At 73.7% G+C, this 24,239-nt stretch carries 23 protein-coding genes; 10 read left to right on the top strand and 13 right to left on the bottom strand.

The annotated features are described in order from the left end of the window. Window positions 1–18: 18 nt before the first annotated feature. The 5 genes from Pta02_RS12865 to Pta02_RS12845 form a co-directional block, all read right to left on the bottom strand. The gene (locus tag Pta02_RS12865) at window positions 19–1,008 is read right to left on the bottom strand and encodes a GlxA family transcriptional regulator (RefSeq protein WP_203874991.1); all 990 of its coding nucleotides are present in this window, start codon (window positions 1,006–1,008) and stop codon (window positions 19–21) included. Window positions 1,009–1,072: 64 nt separating this feature from the next. After that, a complete protein-coding gene (locus Pta02_RS12860; RefSeq protein ID WP_203874990.1) occupies window positions 1,073–1,282 on the bottom strand; it encodes a hypothetical protein in 210 nt (69 codons plus the stop codon). Between the two features lie 85 nt (window positions 1,283–1,367). Continuing rightward, window positions 1,368–2,249, bottom strand: coding sequence for an MBL fold metallo-hydrolase (locus Pta02_RS12855; protein ID WP_203874989.1), 882 nt, complete (start codon window positions 2,247–2,249; stop codon window positions 1,368–1,370). A gap of 144 nt (window positions 2,250–2,393) precedes the next feature. Beyond that, entirely contained in the window at window positions 2,394–3,581 is a 1,188-nt protein-coding gene (locus tag Pta02_RS12850) for a hypothetical protein (protein WP_239130341.1), read from the bottom strand. A 242-nt stretch (window positions 3,582–3,823) separates the two neighbouring features. Then, complete coding sequence (locus Pta02_RS12845; protein WP_203874987.1) at window positions 3,824–5,065, bottom strand: BtrH N-terminal domain-containing protein; 1,242 nt, start codon at window positions 5,063–5,065, stop codon at window positions 3,824–3,826. A gap of 333 nt (window positions 5,066–5,398) precedes the next feature. Here Pta02_RS12845 and Pta02_RS12840 point away from each other — a divergent pair, with 333 nt between their 5' ends. Then, complete coding sequence (locus tag Pta02_RS12840; protein ID WP_203874986.1) at window positions 5,399–5,632, top strand: hypothetical protein; 234 nt, start codon at window positions 5,399–5,401, stop codon at window positions 5,630–5,632. Between the two features lie 87 nt (window positions 5,633–5,719). Here the strand turns inward: Pta02_RS12840 and Pta02_RS12835 are convergent, their stop codons facing one another. Beyond that, window positions 5,720–7,369 (bottom strand): FAD-dependent monooxygenase, encoded by a 1,650-nt coding sequence (locus tag Pta02_RS12835; protein ID WP_203874985.1) that lies wholly within the window; start codon window positions 7,367–7,369, stop codon window positions 5,720–5,722. Between the two features lie 339 nt (window positions 7,370–7,708). On the opposite strand from Pta02_RS12835, the gene Pta02_RS12830 reads away from it, so the two are divergent. Beyond that, window positions 7,709–8,062, top strand: a complete 354-nt coding sequence (locus tag Pta02_RS12830; RefSeq protein WP_239130382.1) for a YciI family protein — start codon at window positions 7,709–7,711, stop codon at window positions 8,060–8,062. After that, window positions 8,059–9,306 (top strand): RNA polymerase sigma factor, encoded by a 1,248-nt coding sequence (locus Pta02_RS12825; RefSeq protein ID WP_203874983.1) that lies wholly within the window; start codon window positions 8,059–8,061, stop codon window positions 9,304–9,306. Before Pta02_RS12830 ends, Pta02_RS12825 begins: the two co-directional genes overlap by 4 nt. A gap of 213 nt (window positions 9,307–9,519) precedes the next feature. Here the strand turns inward: Pta02_RS12825 and Pta02_RS12820 are convergent, their stop codons facing one another. Next, complete coding sequence (locus Pta02_RS12820) at window positions 9,520–10,662, bottom strand: XdhC family protein (protein ID WP_203875036.1); 1,143 nt, start codon at window positions 10,660–10,662, stop codon at window positions 9,520–9,522. A gap of 167 nt (window positions 10,663–10,829) precedes the next feature. On the opposite strand from Pta02_RS12820, the gene Pta02_RS12815 reads away from it, so the two are divergent. Then, the gene (locus Pta02_RS12815) at window positions 10,830–11,465 is read left to right on the top strand and encodes a hypothetical protein (RefSeq protein ID WP_203874982.1); all 636 of its coding nucleotides are present in this window, start codon (window positions 10,830–10,832) and stop codon (window positions 11,463–11,465) included. Here Pta02_RS12815 and Pta02_RS12810 read toward each other — a convergent pair. Further along, window positions 11,383–11,745: an MmcQ/YjbR family DNA-binding protein gene (locus Pta02_RS12810; RefSeq protein ID WP_203874981.1), complete on the bottom strand. Its 363-nt coding sequence runs from the start codon at window positions 11,743–11,745 to the stop codon at window positions 11,383–11,385. The genes Pta02_RS12815 and Pta02_RS12810 overlap by 83 nt on opposite strands. Window positions 11,746–11,748: 3 nt before the next feature. After that, window positions 11,749–12,693 carry an AraC family transcriptional regulator gene (locus Pta02_RS12805; protein ID WP_203874980.1) on the bottom strand — a complete coding sequence of 315 codons (945 nt, stop codon included), beginning with the start codon at window positions 12,691–12,693 and terminating at the stop codon, window positions 11,749–11,751. A gap of 118 nt (window positions 12,694–12,811) precedes the next feature. Here Pta02_RS12805 and Pta02_RS42175 point away from each other — a divergent pair, with 118 nt between their 5' ends. From Pta02_RS42175 to Pta02_RS12790, 3 genes are all read left to right on the top strand, one after another. After that, window positions 12,812–14,731 carry a zinc-binding dehydrogenase gene (locus tag Pta02_RS42175; protein ID WP_203874979.1) on the top strand — a complete coding sequence of 640 codons (1,920 nt, stop codon included), beginning with the start codon at window positions 12,812–12,814 and terminating at the stop codon, window positions 14,729–14,731. A gap of 73 nt (window positions 14,732–14,804) precedes the next feature. Then, on the top strand, window positions 14,805–16,592 hold the full coding sequence (locus Pta02_RS12795; protein WP_203874978.1) for an N-acetylglutaminylglutamine amidotransferase: 1,788 nt from the start codon (window positions 14,805–14,807) through the stop codon (window positions 16,590–16,592). Further along, window positions 16,592–18,562, top strand: coding sequence for a prolyl oligopeptidase family serine peptidase (locus Pta02_RS12790; RefSeq protein WP_203874977.1), 1,971 nt, complete (start codon window positions 16,592–16,594; stop codon window positions 18,560–18,562). The genes Pta02_RS12795 and Pta02_RS12790 overlap by 1 nt, the downstream gene beginning before the upstream one ends. An 85-nt stretch (window positions 18,563–18,647) precedes the next feature. Here Pta02_RS12790 and Pta02_RS12785 read toward each other — a convergent pair whose 3' ends face one another. After that, on the bottom strand, window positions 18,648–18,803 hold the full coding sequence (locus tag Pta02_RS12785; RefSeq protein ID WP_203874976.1) for a hypothetical protein: 156 nt from the start codon (window positions 18,801–18,803) through the stop codon (window positions 18,648–18,650). Window positions 18,804–19,058: 255 nt separating this feature from the next. Between Pta02_RS12785 and Pta02_RS12780 the strand changes: the two genes are divergently transcribed. From Pta02_RS12780 to Pta02_RS12770, 3 genes are all read left to right on the top strand, one after another. Then, window positions 19,059–20,834: a glycoside hydrolase family 43 protein gene (locus Pta02_RS12780; RefSeq protein ID WP_203874975.1), complete on the top strand. Its 1,776-nt coding sequence runs from the start codon at window positions 19,059–19,061 to the stop codon at window positions 20,832–20,834. Window positions 20,835–20,923: 89 nt separating this feature from the next. Then, window positions 20,924–21,406, top strand: a complete 483-nt coding sequence (locus tag Pta02_RS12775; RefSeq protein WP_203874974.1) for a metallophosphoesterase family protein — start codon at window positions 20,924–20,926, stop codon at window positions 21,404–21,406. Between the two features lie 172 nt (window positions 21,407–21,578). After that, window positions 21,579–22,205 carry a hypothetical protein gene (locus Pta02_RS12770; RefSeq protein ID WP_203874973.1) on the top strand — a complete coding sequence of 209 codons (627 nt, stop codon included), beginning with the start codon at window positions 21,579–21,581 and terminating at the stop codon, window positions 22,203–22,205. A gap of 21 nt (window positions 22,206–22,226) precedes the next feature. On the opposite strand, the gene Pta02_RS41890 is transcribed toward Pta02_RS12770, so the two are convergent. From Pta02_RS41890 to Pta02_RS12760, 3 genes are all read right to left on the bottom strand, one after another. Further along, a complete protein-coding gene (locus Pta02_RS41890) occupies window positions 22,227–22,349 on the bottom strand; it encodes a hypothetical protein (RefSeq protein WP_275423576.1) in 123 nt (40 codons plus the stop codon). A gap of 267 nt (window positions 22,350–22,616) precedes the next feature. Then, the gene (locus Pta02_RS12765; protein ID WP_203874972.1) at window positions 22,617–23,852 is read right to left on the bottom strand and encodes an RNA polymerase sigma factor; all 1,236 of its coding nucleotides are present in this window, start codon (window positions 23,850–23,852) and stop codon (window positions 22,617–22,619) included. After that, window positions 23,849–24,178 carry a YciI family protein gene (locus tag Pta02_RS12760; protein ID WP_203874971.1) on the bottom strand — a complete coding sequence of 110 codons (330 nt, stop codon included), beginning with the start codon at window positions 24,176–24,178 and terminating at the stop codon, window positions 23,849–23,851. The genes Pta02_RS12765 and Pta02_RS12760 overlap by 4 nt, the downstream gene beginning before the upstream one ends. Window positions 24,179–24,239 lie beyond the last annotated feature (61 nt).

The raw sequence follows: 24,239 nt of genomic DNA, 5'->3' as shown, positions 1-24,239 counted from the left end.
CGGTGAGCGCCGCGACCGTCAGAGGGCGGGGGTGAGCGGTGTGGCGACGGCCCCGCGGGAGGCCGAGGGCGGCACGCCGTACCGGGCGGTGAAGAGCCTGCGGAAGTGGCGCGCGTCGCGGAATCCGCACCGGGCGGAGACCGCCTCGACGGTCAGGCCGGTCTCGGCCAGCAGCGTCGCCGCCAGCTCCAGCCTGAGCCGCTGGCGGTACTCCAGCGGGGTGATCCCGATCGTGGCGGTGAACGCCCGGCTCAGGCCGCGCGGCGACAGGTGGGCCATCGCGGCGAGCTCGGCGAGGGTGTGCTGGGCGTCGAGGTTCTGCGCCAGGTGGTCCTGCACCCGGTGGACGGCGACGTTGAGGTGGGCCCGGTGCTGCAGGAACGCGCTGATCTGCCCGTCGCCGCCGGACCTGCGCATGTAGACCACGAGCTGGCGGGCCACCGCGGCGGCGAGCGCGGGCCCGTGCTCGCGCTCGACCAGTGACAGCGCGAGGTCCAGGCCCGTGGAGATCCCCGCGCTGGTGCTCACCGGCCCGTCGTGGACGTAGAGCACCGCGTCCTGCACCCGGGCGGCGGGATAGCGCTCGCGCATCGCGTCGATCAGCGACCAGTGGGTGGTGCACCGGCGGCCGTCCAGGAGCCCGGCCTCGCCGAGCGCGGCCGCCCCGCTGCAGACCGAGGCGATCCACGCCCCGTCGCGGTGGGCGGCGCGCAGCCAGTCCACCACCGTCCCGGAGACCAGGAGCTCTCCGGGCGCGGGCGGGCGCAGCCGGTGTCCCGGGACCAGCACGAGGTCACCGGGACCCACCGGGCCCGGCGGCTCCATCCCGGCGAACCTCAGGCCCTGGGCGGAGACCACCTCCGGCGTCTCGGCGACGTACTCCACCCGGTACGGCGCGCCCAGGTGGGCCGCGGTGTCGAACACCTGGACCGGGCCGCCCAGATCGAGCAGGTTCACCTCGGGCAGGACCAGCACGACGACCCTGCCGGTGCGGTTCTCCTCTTCCACACCTCCCACGCTAGGCCGCGCGGAGCGGGGGCGTCAGGGCCCCCCGCGTCGGGCACCGGACGGATCAGGCACTCCGGTACGGCGCCTGTTCCCCGTCGGGATCCGGCATTCCGGAGCCTGCGGCGCTCTTCCGGTCGTCGGGAACCTGGGCCGGGGGGCCGTCGGGGTCGGTGCCGGTCGGGCTGTCGGAGCCCTCCGCGTCCACCCTGTCGTCCGGTATGTCGGCCGGCGGCTCGGTGGGCCCCCGGCCGGTCTCCGGATCCGTCTCGGTCATGTGTCCCGCCTTTCTCCGTGTCCTTGCGAACGCTGTCCTTGCGAACGCTGTTCTCGCGGACGGTGTTCTCGTGGACGCCCGCGGGTCAGCCCCACGGCTCCTCGCGGTCCAGCCCCCGCGCGGGGCCGCCCGCCGCGATCCAGGCCTGCTCGTCCCGGCGTGCCCGCACGGGCAGGTTGAGCCTCTGGCCGCGGGCGAGGTAGTACACGCGCTCGGCCAGGCCCGCCTGCTCGACCTCCTGCCGGAAGTCGCCGAGCGGGGAGGCGAACGCCTCGTAGTCGTCGTAGTGGATCGGGATGACCGCCCGCGGGTTCATCAGGTTGACCCACTCGGCCCCCTGCGCGCCGTCCATGGTCACCATGAACATCCCCAGGATCCTGGTCCCGCCCAGGTGCACGATGCCCACGTCGATGTCGGGATAGCGGCGCGGGATCCCCTGCAGTTCCCTGGTCATCAGGGTGTCGCCGCTGATGTACATGCGCATCTCGACCCGGTCCTCCCGGCAGAACTCCAGCATGCTGCCCATCACGGGCGGCAGCAGCGACCTGACGGGGCCCGGCGCGTGGCGGGCCGGGACCGCGGTGACCCTCAGCGTGCGGCCGCCCCGCTGCAACCGGTGATCCTCCCAGGTGTCCAGCCCCCGCGCCTGGTGGAAGCCCTGACGCTTGAGCCGGCGGGCGGCCTGCCGGGTGGTGAGGATGGGCACGTCCTTGTCGAGCCCCCGGCGGGCCACCCTGTCCCAGTGGTCGCCGTGCATGTGCGACAGCACCACCGCGTCCAGCGGCGGGAGATCGTCGATCTCGAGCGCCGGGTCGGTACGGCGCCGCGTGGTGAGCCCGTACCCCAGATAGGCCCGCTGGCCCCGATGCAGGAAGTTCGGATCGGTGAGCAGGGTGAAACCGCCGTAGCGGATGAGCACGGTGGCGTTCCCGATGAAGAGAACGCTGGCTTCCTCCGACTCTGCCATGGTGGGCCCCCTCCTATCGTCGAAGGCCCACTACGTACCCTTTGAACACCGGCAATCACTCGAAGGCGGCATTTCACCCGGTCATGACCGCGCCGGCCGGCGACACCACCGCGGACCTGCGACAAGAGCGCGCGGGCCGGCGGCTCAGCGCGCGGAGGCCGCGCCGTTCGCCGTCACGGCCGGCTCCGGCACCTCGATGGCGGGGAAGGTCCCGGTGTCGACGATGCCGTGCTCGCGCGCCGCCTCGATCAGGGCGTGGGCACGCGGCTCCAGCTTCCACAGCGCGCGGCACTCCCGGGCGGTGGACAGCGGCATGCCGGTCTCGTGGGCGATGTCGGAGGCGCGGGGGACGAACTTGCGCTCGATCTGCTTGTCCCAGTACTCCCGTGCCGCGCGCATCAGGGTCGCGCGCTGGGCCGGGTCGGCGACCTGCGCGGAGTCCTCCGTCGCGACCGCCTCGGCCTCCTCGTCGTCGTCGTCGAACATCGCCCTGACCGGCCGCGCGGCGGGCAGCGCCGGCGACTCGACCTCGGCCTCGGGAGCCCACGGCACGGGCGGGCTCAGGTCGATCAGCGCGGAGGTGTTGTAGAGCGCGCCGATCTGCGCCAGCAGCGCCTCCTGCCGGACCGGGTCGGCCGCCAGCCCGGTGTGCTCCACCGCCCGGTCCATCTCCCGGTCGAGCTTGGCCAGGGCCGCGCGCATCTTCCGGTCCGACGCCCCGGCCTCGCGCAGCGCGCGGGCCTTCTTGGCGGCCAGCGCGACCCGGGTCAGCCGCCGGTGGGCGTCGACCTCGCTCGCCGTACGGTCGCTCACCTCGGCCAGCCCGACGCGGACCAGCATGCGCTCGGGGGTGAGCCGCCAGTTGATCCGGGAACGCCCGGTGATGCGGTGCCGCTCGATCGCCATGCCGCGCTCCCACAGCCAGGCGGCCACCAGCGGAGCGGCCAGGCGGAACACCGCCTCGGCGACACTGCGGGCGTCCATGCTGGACAGCACCGCGGTCAGGCAGGTGAGCGCCCACACGGCCACGCCGTCGATGCCCGCCGAGAAGTTCTCACGCATGTTGCGGCGGGCGCGCACGGCGCTGGTGATCACGGCGACCTCGATGAACGCGAACAGCAGCAGCCGCAGGGGCCCGTCGAACCCGAGGACGTCGCTGGAGAAGCGCCACATGCCCTGGGCCGAGACGCCGGTGGCGATGCTGGCGGCGACGACGGTGAGGATGTCCTCCACCGGCCGGGGGGCGACGTAACGATGGAAGAGCCGGTTGCCCACCCGGATGGCCGCACGCAGGATGAAGAATCCGAGAATCGCGAGGATCAGGCCGGCCACACAGATGATGGCCGTTCCGACCGGTTGATCCGACACGTAAGCGGCGATCTCATCGATAAGGGGCATCTGTCACGGTCCGTCAGTCTCGATGTCCGAAGGGTGTCGGACGATCATTCCAGAACCACGGCCTCCTGTTCGCCGAACGGCGACCTGCCTCTGTTACGAGAGTGCAAACGCGGGCGGGCGGAAGCTCCCGACGGGCGCTCCCGCCCGCCCGCGCGGTCATCTGCGGGTCCTGCGCCTCACACCCGCAGCAGCGCCGCCACCGCCTCCTCCTCGGTCCGTACGACGCGCGCCGCCAGGTCCGCCAGCTCGGCCAGCAGCCCGGTCCGGTCGTCCTCGCCCAGCGGTCCCTCGTAGGCGTCCGCCGCGGCGATCTCCCGCAGCCGGTCCGCGGCCGGCGCACCCTCGGTGAGCAGCAGCTCGGCCTTCTCCTCCGCGAGCTCGCGATAGCGGGGGAAGGGCTCGGCCGCCAGGGCGGCGATCCGCGACCACAGCCCGCCCGCCTCGCGATAGAGGGCGGCGGCCTCACCGCACGCCGTACCGCCGAGCAGATCGGCGGACTCCTCCAGGAAGCGGGCGTACAGCGGGCGGGTCGCGCCGGGCGCCGTGTACTCGGTTTCCAGGCACTCGTGCAGCCGGGTCATCGCCCCGAAGAACGCCCGGGGGTCGGCGAAGCGCCGCCGCCAGCCGGTCCTGCCCGAGGCGTCCCCCAGCTGCCCGGCCAGGCGGTTCATCCCCGACAGACCGAAGTTGACGTCGAAGGAGGTGCCCAGCACCGGCCCGGTCATCCTGGCCGCGGTCTCGGCGATCGCCTCCCGTACGGCCTTCGCCGGGTCGGCGCCGGCCGTGCCGGTGATCGAGATCAGATGGTGCCTGTCCTTCCTCAGCGCCGACCACGCGGTCATGAACTCCTCCAGCGGCAGCCGCTCGGGCTCTTCCCGCGCGTCCAGGACGGACACCCCGTCGCCGTCGACGCCGGTGACCACGACCTCCAGCGGGTCGGGGAAGGGGTATCCCGGCCGCCAGGGCAGCGAGAAGCGGGCGACCCGGCAGATCGCCGCCCGGCCCGCCCCGGCGGTCTCGCGCAGGCCGCGCTCGGCGACGCGGGCCGAGCCGGTCTGCCGGACCTCGTGCGGGACCCCGGCCCGGCCGAGCGCCTTGGGGATCACGGGGTCGGGGTGGGCCCGGGCCACGATCGTCAGCATCGGGTGGTGGCCCTTGTACTCGAAGATCGCGTACATGAACCCGACGCCGCCGCCGAGACCGGCGAGCATCGCCTCGCTGTGCGCGGGCAGGAGCCGGTGCAGCAGGGACGCCTCGTGGTGCCCGCCGGGCGGGTCCTGCGGGGACGGCGCAGCGGCATGAGCGGGGTCACCGGCGTCGCGGGCGGCCAGGACGTGGCGCAGCGCGGTGGTGTAGGACTCGCCGGTCCTGGTCATCCGCTCGCGGACCCGGCGCTTGAGGTGTTTGCGGTCGGTCATCGTCTGCTCCCGGGGTGGCGGCGCGCGCGCACGGCTCCCACGCTCCGTGCCGGCTCCGCCGTACGGGTGGTTCCAGACCGGAGTGACCCGACAGCCGTCCCGGGGACATCGATCCCCTCTGCCTCCGCGCGGGCCCGCGGCGTGGGCACGGGCTCAGGAGGTCGGGCGCGGGACGGCGCCCCCTGTCAGGGTATCGCCCCAGGACGAAAGGCGCACCGGGGACATCTCCCGCGAGTACGGGGGGAGAACTCCGGGGAAATCACCGAAGCGCTGGTACGACCGGCGGGACCGGTCACAATGGCTGCGAACACCTACCACCCGAGGAGAGTCCCGTTGGCCACCTCACCCGCACCGAACAACCTCGACCTCGCCACCAGCGCCCAGCAGATGGCCGACGCGGCCCAGGCCGGGTCGCTCGACCACGCCGCCGCCGCCTCGGTGGCCATCACCTGCGCCACCACCAGGGACGCCGCCCACGCGAGGACCGTCCTCGGCGGCATCACCCCCGACGAGGTACGGCAGGCCGCGCTCGACCTCTTCGAGCGGCTCTCGACCGGGGAGCGCTGATCCGGTGATCGCACCGGGCCGGCGGGTGCGGCCCGGCGCGATCGCCGGGATCCGCGGGCCGCGCGGGCCCGCAGATCACAGCCGTCCTCAGCCGCGGGCGAGCACCGTGCCGAGGACCCGCCCGAAGACCGCCTCCGGGTCGCCGTCCGCCGTGCGCGACCGCCAGGCGACGCAGCCGTCGGGCCGCACGAGCACCGCGCCGTCCTCGTGCACGCCGTACCGGCTCTCCCAGACCCCGTCCGGATCACTCAGGTCCGCACCGATCCGGTAGGCCGCCAGCCGCACGCCCAGCCGGTCCGCCGCCGTTCGGGCGGCCCGCACCCACGCCTCCCCGCGTGGCGCGGCGAGCAGGACGAAGCCGGATCCGAACAGGTCGACGGTGGACAGCGGCCGGCCCTCCCGCTCCAGCACGGCGTGCGGGGCGCGGCTGCCGGGGCGGCCGGTGGGGGTGCGCGGATCCTCCAGGAGCGAGCCGTCGTCGCCGGGCTCGGCTGCGATCACCGCCGAGTGATAGCGGTAGCCGATGATCGCGGCGAAGGGGTCCTCCAGCGGTTCCGGATAGCCGACGCGCATCGCCGGGGGCATGCGCACGCCCAGGTTGGCCAGCTGGGCGTCGGCCGTCAGCCCGCCGATCGGCCGCCGCTCGGCGTCGTAGGCGTCCAGCAGCCCGTCCCCGGCCTGGCCGGAGATCACCAGCCAGAGCCGCCAGGCGATGTCGCAGCCGTCCTGCAGCGCGGTGCTGCCGCCCTGCCCACCGGTCGGCGGCATCGTGTGCGCCGCGTCGCCGGCCAGGAAGACCCGGCCCCGCCGGTAGCTGCCGGCGAGGATGTGCGCCATCGAGAAGCTCGTCCGGTCGACGATCTTCACCTCCAGGTCCGGCAGGCCGGTCCCCCGCCGGACGAGCTCGCGGCAGCGCTCGTCGGTGAAGTCGGCCTCGCTCTCGCCCCGCCCGGGGTCGTAGTTCACGCCCATCACATGGGAGCCGACCCCGGTCCCGGTGACGATGACGCCGGTGAACGTCTCGTTCTGCAGGTACCAGAGGGTGACCTCGCGCCCGGGCGCCAGAGCGCCGAGGTCGGCGTCGAACATGATCGAGCACAGCCGGCCGAGCTCGCCTCTGCCCGACACCGGGAAACCCAGCCGCTCGCGCACCGGGCTGCGGTAGCCGTCGGCGGCCACGACGTAGTCCGCGCGCACGCTCGTCTCCGTGCCGCTCGCCAGGTCGCGGATGCGCGCGGTGACCCCGTCGGCGTCCTGTTCCAGGGAGAGCAGCTCGGTGGAGAAGCGCAGGTCGGCCCCGAGCTCCTCGGCCTTGGCCCGCAGCACCCGCTCGACCTGCGCCTGGGGGGCGCCGATGGTCGGGACCGGGGTGAGGTCGGCCAGGAAGTCGAAGTCCCCCCGTTGCGTGCTGAAGATCACCTTCGCCTCGGGATCGTTCAGGGCCTCGGCGATGGCGATCCGCATGCTGCCGTCGCCGACACCCTCGGCGATCTCCGCCAGGGCGGGCTCGACGCCGGGGACGACCCGCAGCAGCTCCATGGCGCGGGCGCTGACCCCGAACGCCTTGGGCTGGACGGACGTGCCGGCATGCCGTTCGACCAGCAGGACCGGTACGCCCCGCCAGGCCAGCAGCGTCGCGGCGCTCAGGCCGGCGTACCCGGCGCCGACGACGAGGACCGGGACCCGCTCGTCCGGACGGTCCGCCGACGACGACCCGTGCGGTGATGACTCGTACATGGAAAACCTCCGTGTCGCCGGCGTGGAGGTGTCCCCTGGCATGGACGGTCCGTGCAGCGAGGCCGGGTTCCGCCTCCACGCGAGATGGCCGGTCCGGCGCGGTGTTGCCGCACCCGCCGGGACCGATTTCCAGCCGGCGCGCCGCCTGCTGTCGGCAGGCGCACCGGAATATCCGATTTCGAGTATTCACCAAGACGCGATACATCTCAATGCCCCGGGGCGCATTACCCGGACACGCGGGATGTGGTTTCCTCTCAGCGGATGTCGAGACCGGGGCGCCCGCTCCGACCCGTGCGTGACAGATGCCCGCAGCTCCGAGGAGTGAGAGCCGTGAAGTACATGCTGCTGATCTACAACAACCCCGCGACCCTGGCGGCCCTGTCCGAGCAGGAGCGCGAGGAGGTGATGGCCTCGGTCGACTCGATCCTCGAGGAGCTCACCGCCTCCGGCGAGCTGGTCGGCGGGGACGCGCTGGCCGGGCCGGAGCTGGCCCGGACGGTCCGGGTGCGCGACGGCGTCCCGGTGACCACGGACGGGCCGTTCGCCGAGGCCAAGGAGCAGCTGGCCGGTTACGTCATGGTCGACTGCGCCACCCCCGAGCGGGCGGCCGAGATCGCCGCCCGGTGGCCGGACGCCCGTTTCGGGGCGATGGAGGTGCGGGCGGTCGTCGGCTCGGTCGAAGGGGAGAGGTGACGGCCTCCACCGGAGCCGAGGACCTGCTGCGCGAGCTCGCGCCGCGGGTCCTCGGCGCGCTCGTGCGGCGCTACGGGAACTTCGACGCCTGCGAGGACGCGGTGCAGGACGCGCTGCTGGCCGCCGCCGTCCAGTGGCCCGGCGAGGGGCTGCCGGACAACCCGCAGGGCTGGCTGGTCACGGTCGCCTCGCGGCGGATGGTCGACCACGTGCGCAGCGAGGAGGCGCGGCGGCGCAGGGAGGTCGCCGTGGCGTCGCAGGCCCCGGCCGACGAGTTCCTGGCGCCCGCCGCCGACGCCGACGTCCCGCCCGGGCAGGACGACACGCTGACCCTGCTCTTCCTGTGCTGCCACCCCGCGCTGACGCCGGCCTCCCAGGTCACGCTCACCCTGCGAGCCGTCGGCGGCCTGACCACCGCGCAGATCGCCCGCGCCTTCCTGGTCCCCGAGGCGACGATGGCCCAGCGCATCAGCCGGGCCAAGCAGCGCGTCAAGGCCGCCGGGGCGCGCTTCCGCATGCCGCCCGAGGAGGAGCGCGCCGACCGGCTGGGCGCGGTGCTGCACGTGCTGTACCTGATCTTCAACGAGGGCTACACCACCACCTCGGGTCCCGACCTGCACCGCGCCGAGCTCACCGGCGAGGCGATCCGGCTGACCCGCGCCGTCCACCGGCTGCTGCCCGGCGACGGCGAGGTCGCCGGGCTGCTGGCCCTCATGCTGCTCACCGACGCCCGCCGGGCGGCGCGCACCCGCCCCGACGGGGCGCTGGTCCCGCTCGCCGAGCAGGACCGCAGCCGGTGGGACCGCGAGCAGATCCGCGAGGGCGTCGCGCTCATCACCGGCGCGCTGACCGCCGCGCCGCTGGGGCCCTACCAGCTCCAGGCGGCCATCGCCGCCGTCCACGCCGAGGCCGCCGAGGCCGCCGGCACCGACTGGCCGCAGATCCTCGCGCTGTACCGGCTGCTCGAACGCCTCTCGCCCAACCCCGTGGTCACGCTCAACCACGCCGTCGCGCTCGCCATGGTGCGGGGCCCGCGGGCCGGACTGGAGCTGCTCGCGACGCTGGACGGCGACGACCGGCTGACCGGGCACCACCGCCTCGACGCGGTCCGCGCCCACCTGCTGGAGATGGCCGGCGACCACGACGCCGCCCGGGACGCCTACCGGGCCGCGGCCCGCCGTACGACCAGCCTGCCCGAACAGCGCTATCTGGAGACCCGGGCCGCCCGCCTCCCGGCGCCGTGACCGGAGACGTCCCCCGGATCGGCACGACCGCCGGGCATGGCACGGACCATGTGGACCCGGCCGCGTGGAGTCCGTTGATCTACAATTTCCGGCACTATCACGGCCTCGGCGCCGAGCCGGGTCACAGCTTCCGTTCGGAGACGGCCGGCCCGGCGGCGACACGGCGCGGGTGATCGTTCCTGCCCCGCGCGGCCGGGGGTCGCCGCAGGGCGCCTACGGGGTGTCGTGGATCGGAGTGCCGTGGATGCGGCCCTCGGTCCGCCGCAGCGGCATGCCCGTGCCGCCCCAGCGGTGCTGGGTGAGCTCGGCCGCGATCGACACGGCCGTCTCCTCCGGGGTGCGGGCGCCGATGTCGAGGCCGATCGGGGAGTGCAGACGGCTCAGCTCCTCCTCCGTCAGGCCCGCCTCGCGCAGCCGCTTCATCCGGTCGTCGTGGGTACGGCGGCTGCCCATGGCGCCGATGTAACCCGCCGGGGTGCGCAGGGCCACCTCCAGCAGGGGGACGTCGAACTTGGGGTCGTGGGTGAGCACGCAGATCGCCGTGCGCCCGTCGACCTCCGTCCGGCTCAGATACCGGTGCGGCCACTCCACCACGACCTCGTCGGCGTCGGGGAAGCGCTTGCGGGTGGCGAACACGGCGCGGGCGTCGCAGACGGTGACGTGATAGCCGAGGAAGGTCCCGACGCGCGCCACCGCCGCGGCGAAGTCGATCGCCCCGAAGACGAGCATCCGGGGCGGCGGCGCGAAGGAGCGCACGAACACCGCGACCTCGTCCATGCGCCGCTCGCCGTGCCGCCCGTAGTGCCGCTCGCCGGTCAGCCCCTGGGCGAGCATGCCGCGCGCGTCGTCGTCCACCGCCGCGTCCAGCCCCTCGGGCCCGAGGGACCCCGAGACGCGGTCCGGCCAGATCACCCGCCGGGCACCGAGTACGGCACCCGCCCCGGGCTCCACGGCCGTGCCGGGCGCGGCGACGGTCGTGGCGACGGCGACCGGGCGGCGGCCGGCCGTCGCCGCGGCCACCTCGGCCAGCTCGGGGAAGGTCTCCCGGTTCACCGGCTCGACGAAGACGTGCAGGACTCCCCCGCAGGTGAGCCCGACCGCGAAGGCGTCGTCGTCGCTGACGCCGTACCGCTCCAGGACCGGCCGCCCCGTCTCCATCACCTGCCGGGCCGCCTCGTACACCGCGCCCTCGACGCAACCGCCGGAGACGCTGCCGGCGACCTCGCCGCCGGCGGAGACCGCCATCACCGCGCCCGGCTCGCGGGGCGCGCTCTTGAAGGTGCTCACCACCGTGGCCAGGGCGAACGTCTGCCCCGCCGAGTACCACCCCAGGATCGTGTCCAGGACGTCCCGCATCGCCGATCCCTCCGTACCTCGCACACCGCTCCTTCCTGGACACTTCCCCCGAGTGGTGCGCGACGTCAAGACGGACGAACTGACGCCGCCCTCCCGGCGACGCCGTTCCCCTCCGGCATGGGTGGAACTTCGCACTTTCTCCGCCCGTCATCTGAAAAGACGGGGTTTTGCCGTACGGAGGCGAGGACGCGACGCACGGCCCCGCGGGATCCGATCCGGAGCCCGCCCGCCTGCGCCCGGCGGGCGGCGCGGCCGAGGGCGCGCCCTGCCCGGCGACTGTGCTCTCCTGGGACGGGGACGCGCTGGTGGCGGCCGACACCCTGTCCGGGAGCTCGGTACGGCTCACGCCCGCGACCCTCTATCACTATCGATGCGCGCAGAAGGTCATCGGCCGGGGGAAGCAGGAGCCGCACACCGTCGGAGGGCTCGCGGCACTCGACGCCGACGGCCTGGTCCTGCTCGACCTGCCCGGCCGGTGGGAGTCCCGGGAGGTGAGCGCCTTCGCGGCCGGACGGGGAACGCCGATCACGGACGCCCGGACCGCCCCGTCGGAGCGCGTACGCGCGGTCGTGGCCGGGCGCGCCCCCGGCTGGGGGCGGCTGAGCGGGCTGCCCGCCTCCCGTCTGTCCAGGAGGCGGAAACTGGCGATCATCGGGATGGGGGCCGCGGGACTGCTGGTCATGGCCTACGTCATCACGGCGGGCTCGGTGGACGGCGGGCTCAGGAGGGCGTCGTCAGGCCGATCGCGGCCTCGTGCGCCTCGACCAGATGCCTGGGCGCCGTCAGGCACCAGGCCTCGGTGACCAGCTCCAGCAGCTCGTCGGCGTCGATCTTGCCGAGGTGCACCACGACCCAGCCGAACCGGCCCGCGGTGAACTGGATCTCGAAGACCTCCGGCCGCTCGGCCACCAGCGCCATCTGCTCCTCGATCGTCGCCTTGAGCCCGACGGTCTCGGTCCTCTCCCACAGATAGCCGAAACCCTTGTCGTGCACCTTCAGCGAGATCCAGTCGCCGCCCTGACCCTGCCGGGTCTCGGGCAGCGTGTCCACCATCGCCAGGAACTCATCAACACTCACACCCATGATTCACCTCATACCAGAGGACGCCGACATTTCCCCGCGACGGTATCTCCCCGGCGCGACGCCGTACCGGCGCTTGAAGGCGTTGGCGAAGGCGAACTCGGAGGTGTAGCCGGCCCTGGCGGCCACCTCGCCGAGCACGGCGTCGGACTCGCGCAGCATGCGGGCCGCGACGGTCATGCGCCACCAGGTCAGGTAGGTCAGGGGCGGCCGGCCGACCAGGGCGGCGAAGCGGCGCGAGAAGGCCGCCCGGGACAGCCCGGCCCGGTCGGCGAGCGTCTGGACGGTCCAGGCCCGGGCGGGGTCGCGGTGCACGGCGTCCAGCGCGGCCCCGACGGCGGGGTCGGCCAGCGCCGCGGCCCAGCCGGCGCCCGGCGCCCGGGCGGGCGGCTCCTCGAACCAGGCGCGCAGGATGTACAGCAGCAGCACGTCGAGCAGGGCGGGCACGACGGTGTCGGCGCCGGGGCGGGGATCGCCGACCTCGTTGCCGAGCAGGTCGAGGGCCGCGCGCAGCTCCGGGTGCCGGCCGAGCCTGGCGGGCAGGTGGATCGTCTCGGGCAGGGTTCCCAGCAGCGGGTGGGCGTGGCGGGAATCGAGCCGGTATCCCCCGCACAGGGTCACGGTGACGGGCCCGCCGTGCCCCACGGTGTCGGAGACGAACGGCTCGGCCTCCTGAAGCGGGTCGCAGGCGGGCCCGGCCGGCGGGGTCGACGGATCGTCGGCCAGGCCGTACCCGTGGCCGTGGGGGAAGAAGACCACGTCGCCGACGCTCAGCGCGACGGGATCCCCGGAGGGCGGGACGAGCCAGCACGACCCCTGCAGGACCACCTGGAAACCCGCCGAGCCGGGCACCGCGGGGAAGCGCTGCCCCCAGGGGGCGTGCCAGGTGACGCGCGCCGAACGGGGCCGCCCGGTGCGCATGACCGCGACCACGTCGCTGAGCATGTCCACGGCAGGAGACTAGCGCGAGACGATCGCGTATGAATCACAGATTTCTACGCATTGGACGTGCTCTTTTCTCCTCCTAGGGTCGACGACCAGTGGAACCCGAGAAAGAGGGGGCGGCGTGATGCCACGAAGGATCCTGGTCACCGGGGCGACCGGCACGGTGGGCCGGCAGGTGACGGCGCAGCTGCTGGAGGCCGGAGCGGAGGTCCGCGCGCTGATCCGCCGGCCGGCCGATCTCCCGGCCGGCGCGGAGGGCGTGCGCGGCGACCTGGCGGTGCCCGGCTCCCTGCGGGCCGCCGCCGAGGGCGTCGGCGGCGTGTTCCTGCTCTGGCCGTTCGCCGCGGCCGACGGGCTGCAGGAGGTGCTGGAGACGTTGTCGAAGGCGGGGGCCGGGCGGGTGGTCTACCTGTCGTCGGCGGCCGTGCGCGAGCACGAGCGGCGGGCCGAGCGGCTCATCGGGCGTTCGGGGCTGGCATGGACGATCCTGCGCCCGCACGCCTTCGCGGCCAACGCCCTGCGCTGGGCCGGAGGGATCCGCACCGCCGGTGTGGTGCGCGAGCCGTACGGCGGGGCCGCCGCGTCCCCGGTGCACGAGCGCGACATCGCCGCCGTCGCGGTTCGGGCGCTGACCGGGGACGGGCACTGCGGCGCCGTCTACGAGCTGACCGGGCCGCACTCACTGACCCAGGCCGAGCAGGTGCGGATCATCGGCGAGGCGACCGGCCGTCCGGTGCGCTGGCAGGAGGCCTCCCCGCGCGAGGCCCGGCGGCGGATGCTGGCCCGCGGCTGGCCCGCCGAGGTCGCGGACGACGTCCTGCGCGCCCAGGCCGGGATGGCGGCCGGTCCGTCACCGGTCACCGCCGCGGTACGGGAGGTCACCGGGGTCCCGGCCCGGACGTTCCGTTCCTGGGCGGCCGAGCACGCGCACGCCTTCTCGCCGGTCATGCGGGCCGCGCGCATCCACGCCTACGGCGGGCCCGAGGTCATCCGCCACGAGGAGGCGCCGATCCCGGAACCCGGTCCCGGCGAGGTGCTCGTCCGCGTCGCCGCCACCTCGTTCAACCCCTCGGAGGCGGCGCTGCGGTCGGGGCTGCTGCGGCAGGTGCTGCCGGTGGCGTTTCCGTACACCCTGGGCTGGGACGTCTCCGGAACGGTCGCGGCCGTCGGGCCCGGGGTGACCCGGTGGGCTCCGGGCGACCGGGTGATCGGCCGGCTGGACGGGGGCGGGGCCGCCGCCGAGTACGTCGCCGCCCCGGCCGGGGTCCTGGTCGCCGCGCCGGTGTCCGTCCCGGCGGCCGACGCCGCGGCGATCCCGGTCGCCGCGCTGACCGCCTGGCAGGCCGTCTTCGAGCACGCGAAGGCGGAGACGGGCCACCGCGTGCTGGTCAACGGCGCCGGAGGCGGGGTCGGGGGCTTCACCGTCCAGCTGGCCAGGCTCGCCGGCGCGACCGTGATCGCCACGGCGAGCGCCCGCAGCGCCGCCGCGGTCCGCTCCCTCGGCGCCGACCAGGTCGTCGACTACACGGCCGAGCCCCTGCCGGACGACGTCGACGCGGTGATCAACCTCGCCGCCGTCGGCCCGGAGGACGCCGCCCGGCTGGTCGCGCTCGTCCGGCCGGGCGGCGTCGCGGTCTCGGCCGCCACCCCCCTGCCCGCCGCTCCCCCGCTCCCGGATTCCCCGCGCTCTGCGCCCCCGCCCTCCGTGACCGTCCTGCACTTCGTGGCCCGCAACGATCCCGGGCAGCTGGCGCGGATCGTCTCCCTCCTCGACACCGGTGAGCTGACCGTCGACGTCTCCGAGTCCCGCCCGCTGGCGGAGGCGGCCGCCGTCCACCGCCGGAGCGAGGCCGGACGGACCCGCGGGAAGATCGTCCTCATTCCTCAAGGGAATGTCCCGGACACCTTATTTCGGCCATCCCCCGACGTTTCGGCGTTCCCGCGTCAGGTTTCGGGTGGTCCTCGCGAAGTGAAAAAGTCCGTTTTCTGGGAAGAGAGGGAAAATCCATCTGGCCGAGACGCCACTGCCCGGGGATGGCGATGATCGCGACCGGGACCGTACGGCTTTCCTCTCGGAACGGAGGGTGCAAGGGACACGTACGGCGTGAGGACGGGCGATGTGCGGGCTGAGCGGTGAGTTCCGATTCGACGGGGAGGCGGCGGACATCGGCGCGGTGGGCCGGATGACCGACGCGATGCACGACCGCGGCCCCGACGGGTCGGGGTTGTGGTCGCTGGGGCCGGTCGCCCTCGGCCACCGCCGCCTGAAGATCATCGACTTGTCGGAGAAGGCCGCCCAGCCCATGGTGGACAGCGCCCTCGGCCTGGCCGGGGTGTTCAACGGCTGCCTGTACAACTACCGGGAGCTGCGGCGAGAGCTGCAGGAGGAGGGCTACCGCTTCTTCTCCACCTCAGACACCGAGGTGCTGATGAAGTCCTTCCACCGCTGGGGGGCGTCCTGCGTCGACCGCTTCAAGGGGATGTTCGCCTTCGCCGTGTTCGACCGGGGGTCCGGCCGGCTGACGCTCGCCCGCGACCGGCTGGGCATCAAGCCGATGTACCTGTCCCACGACTCCGGGCGGCTGCGCTTCGCCTCCTCCCTGCCCGCGCTGCTGGCCGGTGGAGGGATCGGCGGCGACATCGACCGGGTGGCCCTGCACCACTACATGACCTTCCACTCGCTGGTGCCGGGCGAGCGCACGATCCTGGCCGGTGTGCGCAAACTGCCCGCGGCCACCGTGCGCACCGTCGAGGCGGACGGCACGGTCACCGACCACCGCTACTGGCAGCCGCCCTACACCCGTTCGGCCCTGCCCGGACACGCCGGGATGGACGCCGACGACTGGCGCGAGGCCGTCCTGGAGAGCCTGCGAACGGCCGTGCGCCGGCGGATGGTGGCGGACGTGCCGGTGGGCGTGCTGCTCTCGGGCGGCCTGGACTCCAGCCTGATCGTCGCGCTGCTGGCCGAGGAGGGGCAGGCGGGCCTGTCGACCTTCAGCATCGGCTTCCACCCGGCCGGCGGGGTCAAGGGGGACGAGTTCACCTACTCCGACCTGGTAGCGGCGGAGTTCGGCACCGGCCACCACCGCATCCTCATCGACGACTCGCGCCTGCTGCCGGGCCTGGAGCGGGCGGTGCGGGCGATGAGCGAGCCGATGGTCAGCCATGACTGCGTCGCCTTCCATCTCCTGTCGGAGGAGGTCTCCAAGCACGTCACCGTCGTGCAGTCCGGTCAGGGCGCCGACGAGGTCTTCGCCGGATACGACTGGTTCCCGCCGCTGGCCGGGGTGCCGCGCGAGCAGGCGGCCGAGGTCTACGCCCGGGAGTTCTTCGACCGCCCGCACGAGGAACTGGCCGGGGTCCTCTCACCCGAGTATCTCCTGGACGAGGACGCCAGCGGTGAGCTCATCCGGCGCCACCTCGCCGAACCGGGAGCCGACACCGCGCTCGACGCGGTGCTGCGCCTGGAGACCGGCGTCATGCTCGTCGACGACCCGGTCAAGCGGGTGGACAACATGACGATGGCCTTCGGGCTGGAGGCCCGCACCCCCTTCCTGGACCACGACCTGGTCGAGCTGGCCGCCGCCTGTCCTCCCGAGCTCAAGCTCGCCTCCGGCGGCAAGGGCGTCCTGAAGGACATCGCCCGCAAGCTGCTGCCCGACCAGATCGTCGACCGGCCCAAGGGCTACTTCCCGGTCCCCGCCGTCCGCCACCTTCAGGGGCCGTTCCTGGAGCTCGTCCGCGACGCGCTGACCTCACCGGCCGCGCGCTCACGCGGGCTGTTCGACCGCGACTACGTCGGCACGCTGCTCGCCACGCCCAACGAGCACAGGACGCCGGTGGGCGTCAACGTGTTGTGGCAGCTTGGACTCCTGGAGATGTGGCTGCAGGCCCAAGGAGTCTGATGGCGGAAATCCTCGGCGTCCGCCCGCGCCTTTCGGCGGACGCGAGCCTCACCACCTGGCACTGCCGGGCGCCCGCCCTGGCGCCCGACGCGGACGCCGTCGCCTTCGTCAGCGACAGGGACGGCCGGCCGCGCGTGTGGATCCGGGACCTGCGGGGCGGGGGGCAGGAGGGCCGGCCGGTCGACACCGGGCCGGAGCCCGTGGCCGACGTGCGCTGGTCCCCCGACGGCGGGCGGCTGGCGGTCCTCGTCGTGCCGGGCGGCGGGGAGCACACGCAGGTCTGGACGGTCCGGCCGGACGGCTCGGACCTGCGTCCGCTGGCCGCCCCCGCGGGCGGGTCGGCCTCGTTCGTGCGCTGGACCGGGCGGGGCGAGATCCTCCTCGTGGCCGAGACCTCCGCCGCGGGCGTCACCGAGGTGGTGCTGGCCGACGCCGCCTCGGGCGGCCGGGAGGTCGTCGCGGCCGGGCCGCTGCTCCATCCCGCGGCGATCAGCCGCGACCACGGGCGGATGCTGCTGCGGCACGGCCCGCGCGGCGTCCGGCGGATGTACCTGACCGACCTTCCTGCCGGGTTCGCGCCCGGCGGCCCGGGAAGGCTCGTGGCGGGCGGTCCGGAGGGCTTCACGGCCGGCCGTGCGGCGGGGCCCGCGCCCGACGGCCGTGGAAGAGCGGCGATCGCCCGTACGGCGGGCCCGGACGGCTCCGCGCCCGACCATCCGGCGGGACCGGTGGGCGGCGGGGAGCGAGCGCTGCTGGAGGGGCTGCCCGGCTCCACCGACTACGGCATCCTCTCCCCCGACGGCGCGACCGCCTATCTGCTGTCCGACGCGGGACGCGACCGGGCCGCGCTGCTCCGGGTGCGGGGGGACGGCGAGACGGAGGTACTGGCCGAGCGCCCCGACGCCGAGCTGGACCGGTTCGCGCTGAGCGCCGACGGCTGCCGCGCCGTACTGGTGTGGAACGTCTCCGGCAGGTCGGAGCTGGACCTGATGGAGACCGACACCTGCACGGTGCACGCGCTGCCGCCGCCGCCCGCCGAGGTGGTGTCCTCGATCAGGGTGTCGCTGGACGGCGGTGTGGCCGTGCTCGCGGCCGAGGGGCCCGGCCACCCCTCCCACGTGGTGCTGTGCGACCTGGAGTCGGGCGTCTACCGCGAGGTGGCCGGGGCGGGCCCGATCACCGGGGCGGTCGGGGCCGAACCGGTGCGCCTGCGGGCGCGCGACGGCATGGAGCTGACCGGCTGGCTCTACCGGCCGCCGGGCGCCTACGCTGCGGCGCCCTTCCTCATCCATCTGCACGGCGGCCCGGAGGACCAGGAACGGCCGTGCTTCAACCCCCTGTACCAGAACCTGCTGGCCGCCGGGATCGGGGTGTTCGCGCCCAACGTCCGGGGCTCCTCCGGCTTCGGGCGGGCCTTCCGCGACGCCGACAACCACGCCCTGCGCTTCCGCGCGATCGACGACGTCGCCGACTGCGCCCTCGAACTGGCCCGGCTCGGCCTCGCCGATCCGGCCCGGATCGCCTGCATGGGGTGGTCCTACGGCGGCTATCTGACGCTGGCCGCCCTCGTCACCCATCCCGGCCTGTTCCGGGCCGGGGTGGACTTCTGCGGCATGGCCGACTTCGAGACCTTCTACGCGCGGACCGAGCCGTGGATCGCCGCGGCCGCGGTCAGCGAGTACGGCCATCCCGTCAACGACCGCGACCTGCTGCGCGCCCTGTCGCCGCTGCACTCCTTCGGCCGGCTGGCCGCCCCGCTGCTGGTGGTGCACGGCGCCCAGGACACCAACGTCCCGCTGTACGAGGCCGAGCAGGTGATCCGGGCGACCCGGGGACTCGGGCTGCCCTGCGACCATCTGATCTTCGAGGACGAGGGCCACACGATCAGGAAGCCGGCCAACCGGGCGATCTTCGTACGGAACGTCGTCGGATGGCTCGAACGGCAGCTGACCGGCACGGGCCGGGGCTGAGAACGCGGCCGCCCGGCCCCGGCACGGGCCGGGGCCGGGCGATCGCCGTCGTGCAGAGAACCCGCCGTCCGGATCCGCGCCCGGATCAGTCGTCCTGGTCGTTCTCGGTGTCCGTCGTCTCGACCACGTCCGGGCTGTCGTCGTCGCCCTCGTCGCCGCCTCCGCATCCACCGGCCAGTACGGCGAGCATCGCCGTCCCCGCGGCGGCCAGCGCCGCCCTTCGCCTGGTCCGAGCCAGCATGCACGACCTCCAGTGACGTCCGGCCGGGCGTGAGGACGCCCGGTCAGTTTCGGATCTTCCTGTCCGCCGACGTGCCCCGCCTCCCTCACCTCTAACGTCCGGACGCGGTGAAGTCCGTGCCGGGATGGTGGCGGCCACCTATGTACAACGTTGAATACAACGTTGTAGAAAGATCTGGGAACGGGGGCGTTCGGTCGGGGACACGTGCGAGGCGCAGCGGAAGAGGTCTTCATGGGTGCCAGAGTCGTTCAACGGATGATCGCCGCATTGGCGGGCCTGACCTGCCTGCTGGCGGTGGCCCCGGCCGCGGAGGCGGATCCGGGGCCGGACGCCGTCCTTGGCGGATCGGTCGCGGCCCCCGGCGGGGGCGGGCCCCGTACCTACACCAACCCGGTCAGCCGCTCCTTCTCCGACACCTTCGCCGACCCGGCGATCGTCCGGGGCGAGGACGGCTGGTGGTACGCCTTCGGGACCAGCGACCCCCTGCGCGAGGGCGAGGGGACCCGCCACTACCTGCCCGTCTCCCGCTCGCGGAACCTGGTCGACTGGACCTACGTCGGTGACGCCTTCACCGAGCGCACCCTGCCGGCCTGGGCCGACACCGCGGCGGGCGCGAGCCTGTGGGCGCCGGACATCCGGCGCGTCGACGGCGAGTACCGCCTGTACTACGTGGTCACCCAGACCACCCTCACGCCCGAGCCGAACGACAACGCGATCGGGATGGCCACCGCACCGACGCCGACCGGCCCGTGGACCGACTCGGGCGCCCCGGTCGTGGAACCGCGCAGGGGCGCCGGGGCCTCCGGCGACTTCAAGTGGACCTTCGATCCCAGCCACGCCGTCGACACCGACGGGACCGAGTATCTCGTCTACGGCTCCTACTACGGCGGGATCTTCATCACGCGCCTCGACTCCACCGGCAGGAAGGCCGTGGGCGAGCCCACGATGATCGCCGTCGACAACAAGTTCGAGGGCGGCTACCTGGTGCGCCGCGGCGGCTACTGGTACCTGTTCGCCTCCTCGGCCGACTGCTGCGCCGGACCGACCACGGGCTACAGCGTCTACGCCGGGCGCTCGCGCTCCATCACCGGCCCCTACACCGACCGGGAGGGAGTGTCGCTGACCACCTCGCGGGCCGGCGGCACGATCGTCATCGCGCCGAACGGCAACCGCTGGGTGGGCACCGGGCACAACGCCGTCGTGACCGACCCGGCCGGGCAGGACTGGCTGGTCTACCACGCCATCGACCGCGCCGACCCCTACCTCGACGAGCCGTTCGGGATCAACGAGCGGCCCATGCTGATCGACCGGCTCGACTGGATCGGCGGCTGGCCGACCGTCCGGGGCGGCGCGTGGGCCTCGGAGGACCCGCAGCCGGCGCCGGGCCGTACCGGCCCGGTGAAGGTCGCGCCGGCCCCCCGCCCCGGCCCGGTCGACCGCCGCCGCAGCGACGAGTTCGACGGCACGCAGTTGGGCTCCGGCTGGAGCTGGGTGCGCGCGCCGCAGGGAGAGGTCACCGGCGGGGCGCTGCGCTGGCCGACCCAGGACGCCGAGCTCAACAGGGAGAACAACACCGCCTCCGTCCTGCTGCGCGAGGTCCCCGAGGGAGACTGGACCGCCGAGACCAAGCTCCGCATCGACCTGGGAACCGACAGCGTCCGCAACTATCAGCAGGCCGGCCTCGTCGCCTACGCCGGTGACGATCTCTACACCAAGCTCGTCCACGTCGCGATCTGGAACACCCGCCAGACCGAGTTCGGCAAGGAGATGCCGTACGAGGGCCGGATCGCCTACGGCGGCACGATCGTCGGACCGCCCGCCGAGGAGACCTGGCTGCGCCTGGTCCACCGGGTCGACCGGCGCGACGGCGAGCACGAACTGCGCGCGGCCACCAGCCGCGACGGCCGCAACTGGGTCTACGGCGGCGTGTGGACCCTGCCGGCCGACGCCGGCCTGCGCGTCGGGCTCATCTCCCTGGGCGGCGCGGGTGCCACGGCCGAGTTCGACTACTTCCGCCTCCACCGCCGCTGACCCGCGGCGCGGGGAAGGCGAGGTCGGCGGTGCCGTACGGCGGCGCGGGAAGAAGGTGAGCCCGGCGCGGGCGCGGGCAGGACGGCATCGTGAACGTCGTCGTCCTGTCCGACACCCACGCGCCGCGGCGGTGGAAATCCTGCCCTGCCCGCGTCGCCGAGCACCTGACCGGCGCCGACCTCATCCTGCACGCCGGGGACGTCTGCACCGCGGGCGTGCTCGACGAGCTGGCCGCCTACGCGCCCGTCCACACCGTCAAGGGCAACAACGACGGGCCTGACGTGGTCGCACCCGAGACGCTCGAACTCGAACTGGACGGGCTCCGCGTGGCCATGATCCATGACAGCGGCGCGGCACGGGGACGCCTGCCCCGGCTGCGCCGCCGGTTCCCCGGGGCCGACCTGGTCGTCTTCGGGCACTCGCACATCCCGCTCGACGAGAGCGAGGGCGGCTTGCGCATCTTCAACCCCGGCTCCCCCACCGACCGCCGCCGCCAGCCGCACGGCACCCTGGGCCTGCTCCACATCGAGAACGGCGTCCTGGCCGAGGCGAGGATCGTGCCGGTCACCTGACCGGCGGCCGACGGCCGGTGGCCGGCAGCCGGAAAACGGATGGAGCCCGCCCCGGCATAATGCGTCACAGCCCGTGGCACGTCCGGTTCGCGGTCGGCCCGCCTACCCGGATGTCGTCCTCCCGGCTCATCAGGGACGGGGAAGCCGGGGCACCGCCGACCGGAGGTTCCCAGTGATCGCAGATCAGTACGGCTACGCCGTACTGCCGGACAAGGCCGTCGCCACCCCCGGCGTGGAGGCCGTCCTGCGCCGTCGTGAGCGCGCGGGCGCTCTGTGGTCCCTGGTCGCGCTCGTCCCCCAGGGCGGGCTCGCGGCCGTGCTCCTCCCGGCCGGAGGTCCCGCCGGGGCGATCGGCGCGATGCTCGCGGTCACGTTCTCGGCGACGGCGGGCCTGGCGATGCTGTGGCGTCGCGCGCGGCACAGGGAGCGACGGATCCTGGAGACCTACGGCTGGCAGGTGTGGCCGTGCCGCACCGGGCCGGTGAAAGTGGTGTCCGGCGCCGGAGAACGCGCACGGGGCCGCCGATGGGGCACCGAGAACAGGGTGACGCTCCTGCAGCCGGACGGTCAGAGCCACTGCTCGTTCCCGCCGCCGTGGGACGGATGGGACGGCCCCGGTCACCGGGGGCCGGTGGCCGGGGACGAGATGTGGTTCGCCGGTGACACCCGCTTCGGCGGCATCCTGGCGGTGCCGGGAGGCATGCCGTTCCGCTACGTCACCCGCAGCAGACCGGGCACGAGAGAAGGCACCCCCGCGGAAGACGAGCTGGCCCGCCGTTCGGGACTCATGCGCGGCTGAGGCGGGGCCGGCCCGACCCCGTCACCGGGTGATCCAGGAGGGCCACCGGGGCGGGAGGCACTGGCCCGGAGTCGCGTCGGCGGTGACGTCGTGAACGATCATCGCCGCCGGACCGGCCGTGGCGACGAGAACGGCGAAAGCCATCAGGACCGCCTTCAGCACGCCGTGTCTGGCGAACCAGGGAAGGCAGGCGACCGGGTTCATCGGCAAGGAGACGAGAGCCGATCCGCCCGCGACGATCGGGCGCAGGGAATGTGAGAGTACGGTGCAGGATCGCCCTCGGATTCCACAAGATCCCTGCTCTTGAAAACCAGCGGTTCCGTCGCTCATCAGCTCTCCGGCCTGGGGGGAAGACCACGTCACCACGAGCAAGAAAGGCCACGGCGGCAGCGGAAGACGTCGGCGACCGGGTCACCGTCCCAGCTGGTCGCGGCGGCGTGTCAGGTAGGCGACCTCGGCGGTGTTGCCCGCGAGCTCGATGGCTCTGTCGTACGCCGCCCGTGAGGTGTGACTGCGGCCCAGCCGGCGCAGCAGGTCGGCGCGGGTCGCATGGTAGGCGTGATAGCCGGCAAGTTTGCCCTCGAGACGGTCGACGGCCGCCAGCGCCGCCTCCGGGCCGTCGAGCTCGGCGACCGCGATGGCCCGGTTGAGGGCGACGATCGGCGAGGGGTCGAGGCGGACGAGCTGGTCGTAGAGGGCGACGACCTGCGACCAGTCGGTGTCGCGTACGTCGCGGGCGGAGGTGTGCACGGCGTTGATCGCGGCGAGGATCTGATAGCGGCCCGGGGCCTGCCCGGCGGCCAGACGCTCGCGTACCAGCCGATGGCCCTCGGCGATCAGCGCCGCGTCCCAGGCCCCGCGGTCCTGCTCGTCGAGGGGGACCAGCTCGCCGCCGCCCGAGACCCGGGCGGTACGGCGGGCCTCGATCAGGAGCATCAGCGCCAGCAGCCCGGCCACCTCACCGTCTTCCGGCATGAGGTCACGGATCAGGCGGGTGAGCCGGATCGCCTCGGCGGTCAGGTCGTGACGTACGGGATCGCTGTCGGGGCCGCTCGCGAGATAGCCCTCGTTGAAGACGAGGAAGAGAACGGCCAGGACGCCGGAGACGCGGTTCGGGAGATCTTCCGCGGGCGGCACCCGATAGGGGATGCGAGCCGCCTTGATCTTGTCCTTCGCACGGGTGATCCGCCGCCCCATGGTGCTCTCCCGGACCAGGAAGGCACGGGCGATCTCGGGCACGGTCAGACCGGCGACCATGCGCAGCGTCAGCGCCACGCGGGTCTCCATGGCCAGCGCCGGGTGACAGCAGGTGAAGATCAGCCGGAGCCGCTCGTCGCCGATGACGCCGGCAGGCTCGGGCGGGTCGTCGTCGTACAACAGCTGAGCCTCCTTGTGCTTGTCCTCACGCCTGGTCTCGCGCCGGATCCGGTCGATGGCCTTGCGATTGGCGGTGGTGGTCAGCCAGGCGCCGGGGTTGGGCGGCACGCCGTCGACCGGCCACCGCTGGACGGCGGCCGCGAACGCCTCGGCCGCCGCCTCCTCGGCGATGTCGAGATCACCCAGACGCCTGGTCAGGAAGGCGACCAGCCGCGCCCACTCCTCATGGTGCGCCCGGGTGATCGCCTTCCCGACATCGGCGTCGTTCACATGAATGGCCGCACCTCGACCTTGCGGTTGCAGGCCTTCGATCCCTCGGCGGCGAGCTTGAGCGCCACGTCGAGGTCCGCGGCCTCGATGATCCAGAAGCCGGCGACGAACTCCTTCGACTCCAGGAAGGGCCCGTCGGTGAACATCGTCTCCCCGCCCCGGTTGTCGATCACAGTGGCCGAGTCGGTCGTCCCGAGGCCACCGGCGAAGACCCAGTGCCCCTCGGCCATGAGCCGCTCGTTGAACACGTCGATCGCAGCCCCCTCCTCCGGAGTGGCGAAGCCGTCCTTGTCCCTGTCGAAGATCACGGAAACCAGGTACTGCATCTCGGATCATCTCCTGTGCTTCGGAGCGCCCCTCGCGGGCGGCCTCTCACCCTTACTACGA

It is taken from the genome of Paraplanobispora takensis (genome assembly GCF_016863195.1).
GTDB classification, from domain to species: Bacteria; Actinomycetota; Actinomycetes; order Streptosporangiales; family Streptosporangiaceae; genus Planobispora; species Planobispora takensis.
Note: the sequence above shows the minus strand (reverse complement) of the source record. Positions and strands in the feature narration are given on the sequence as shown.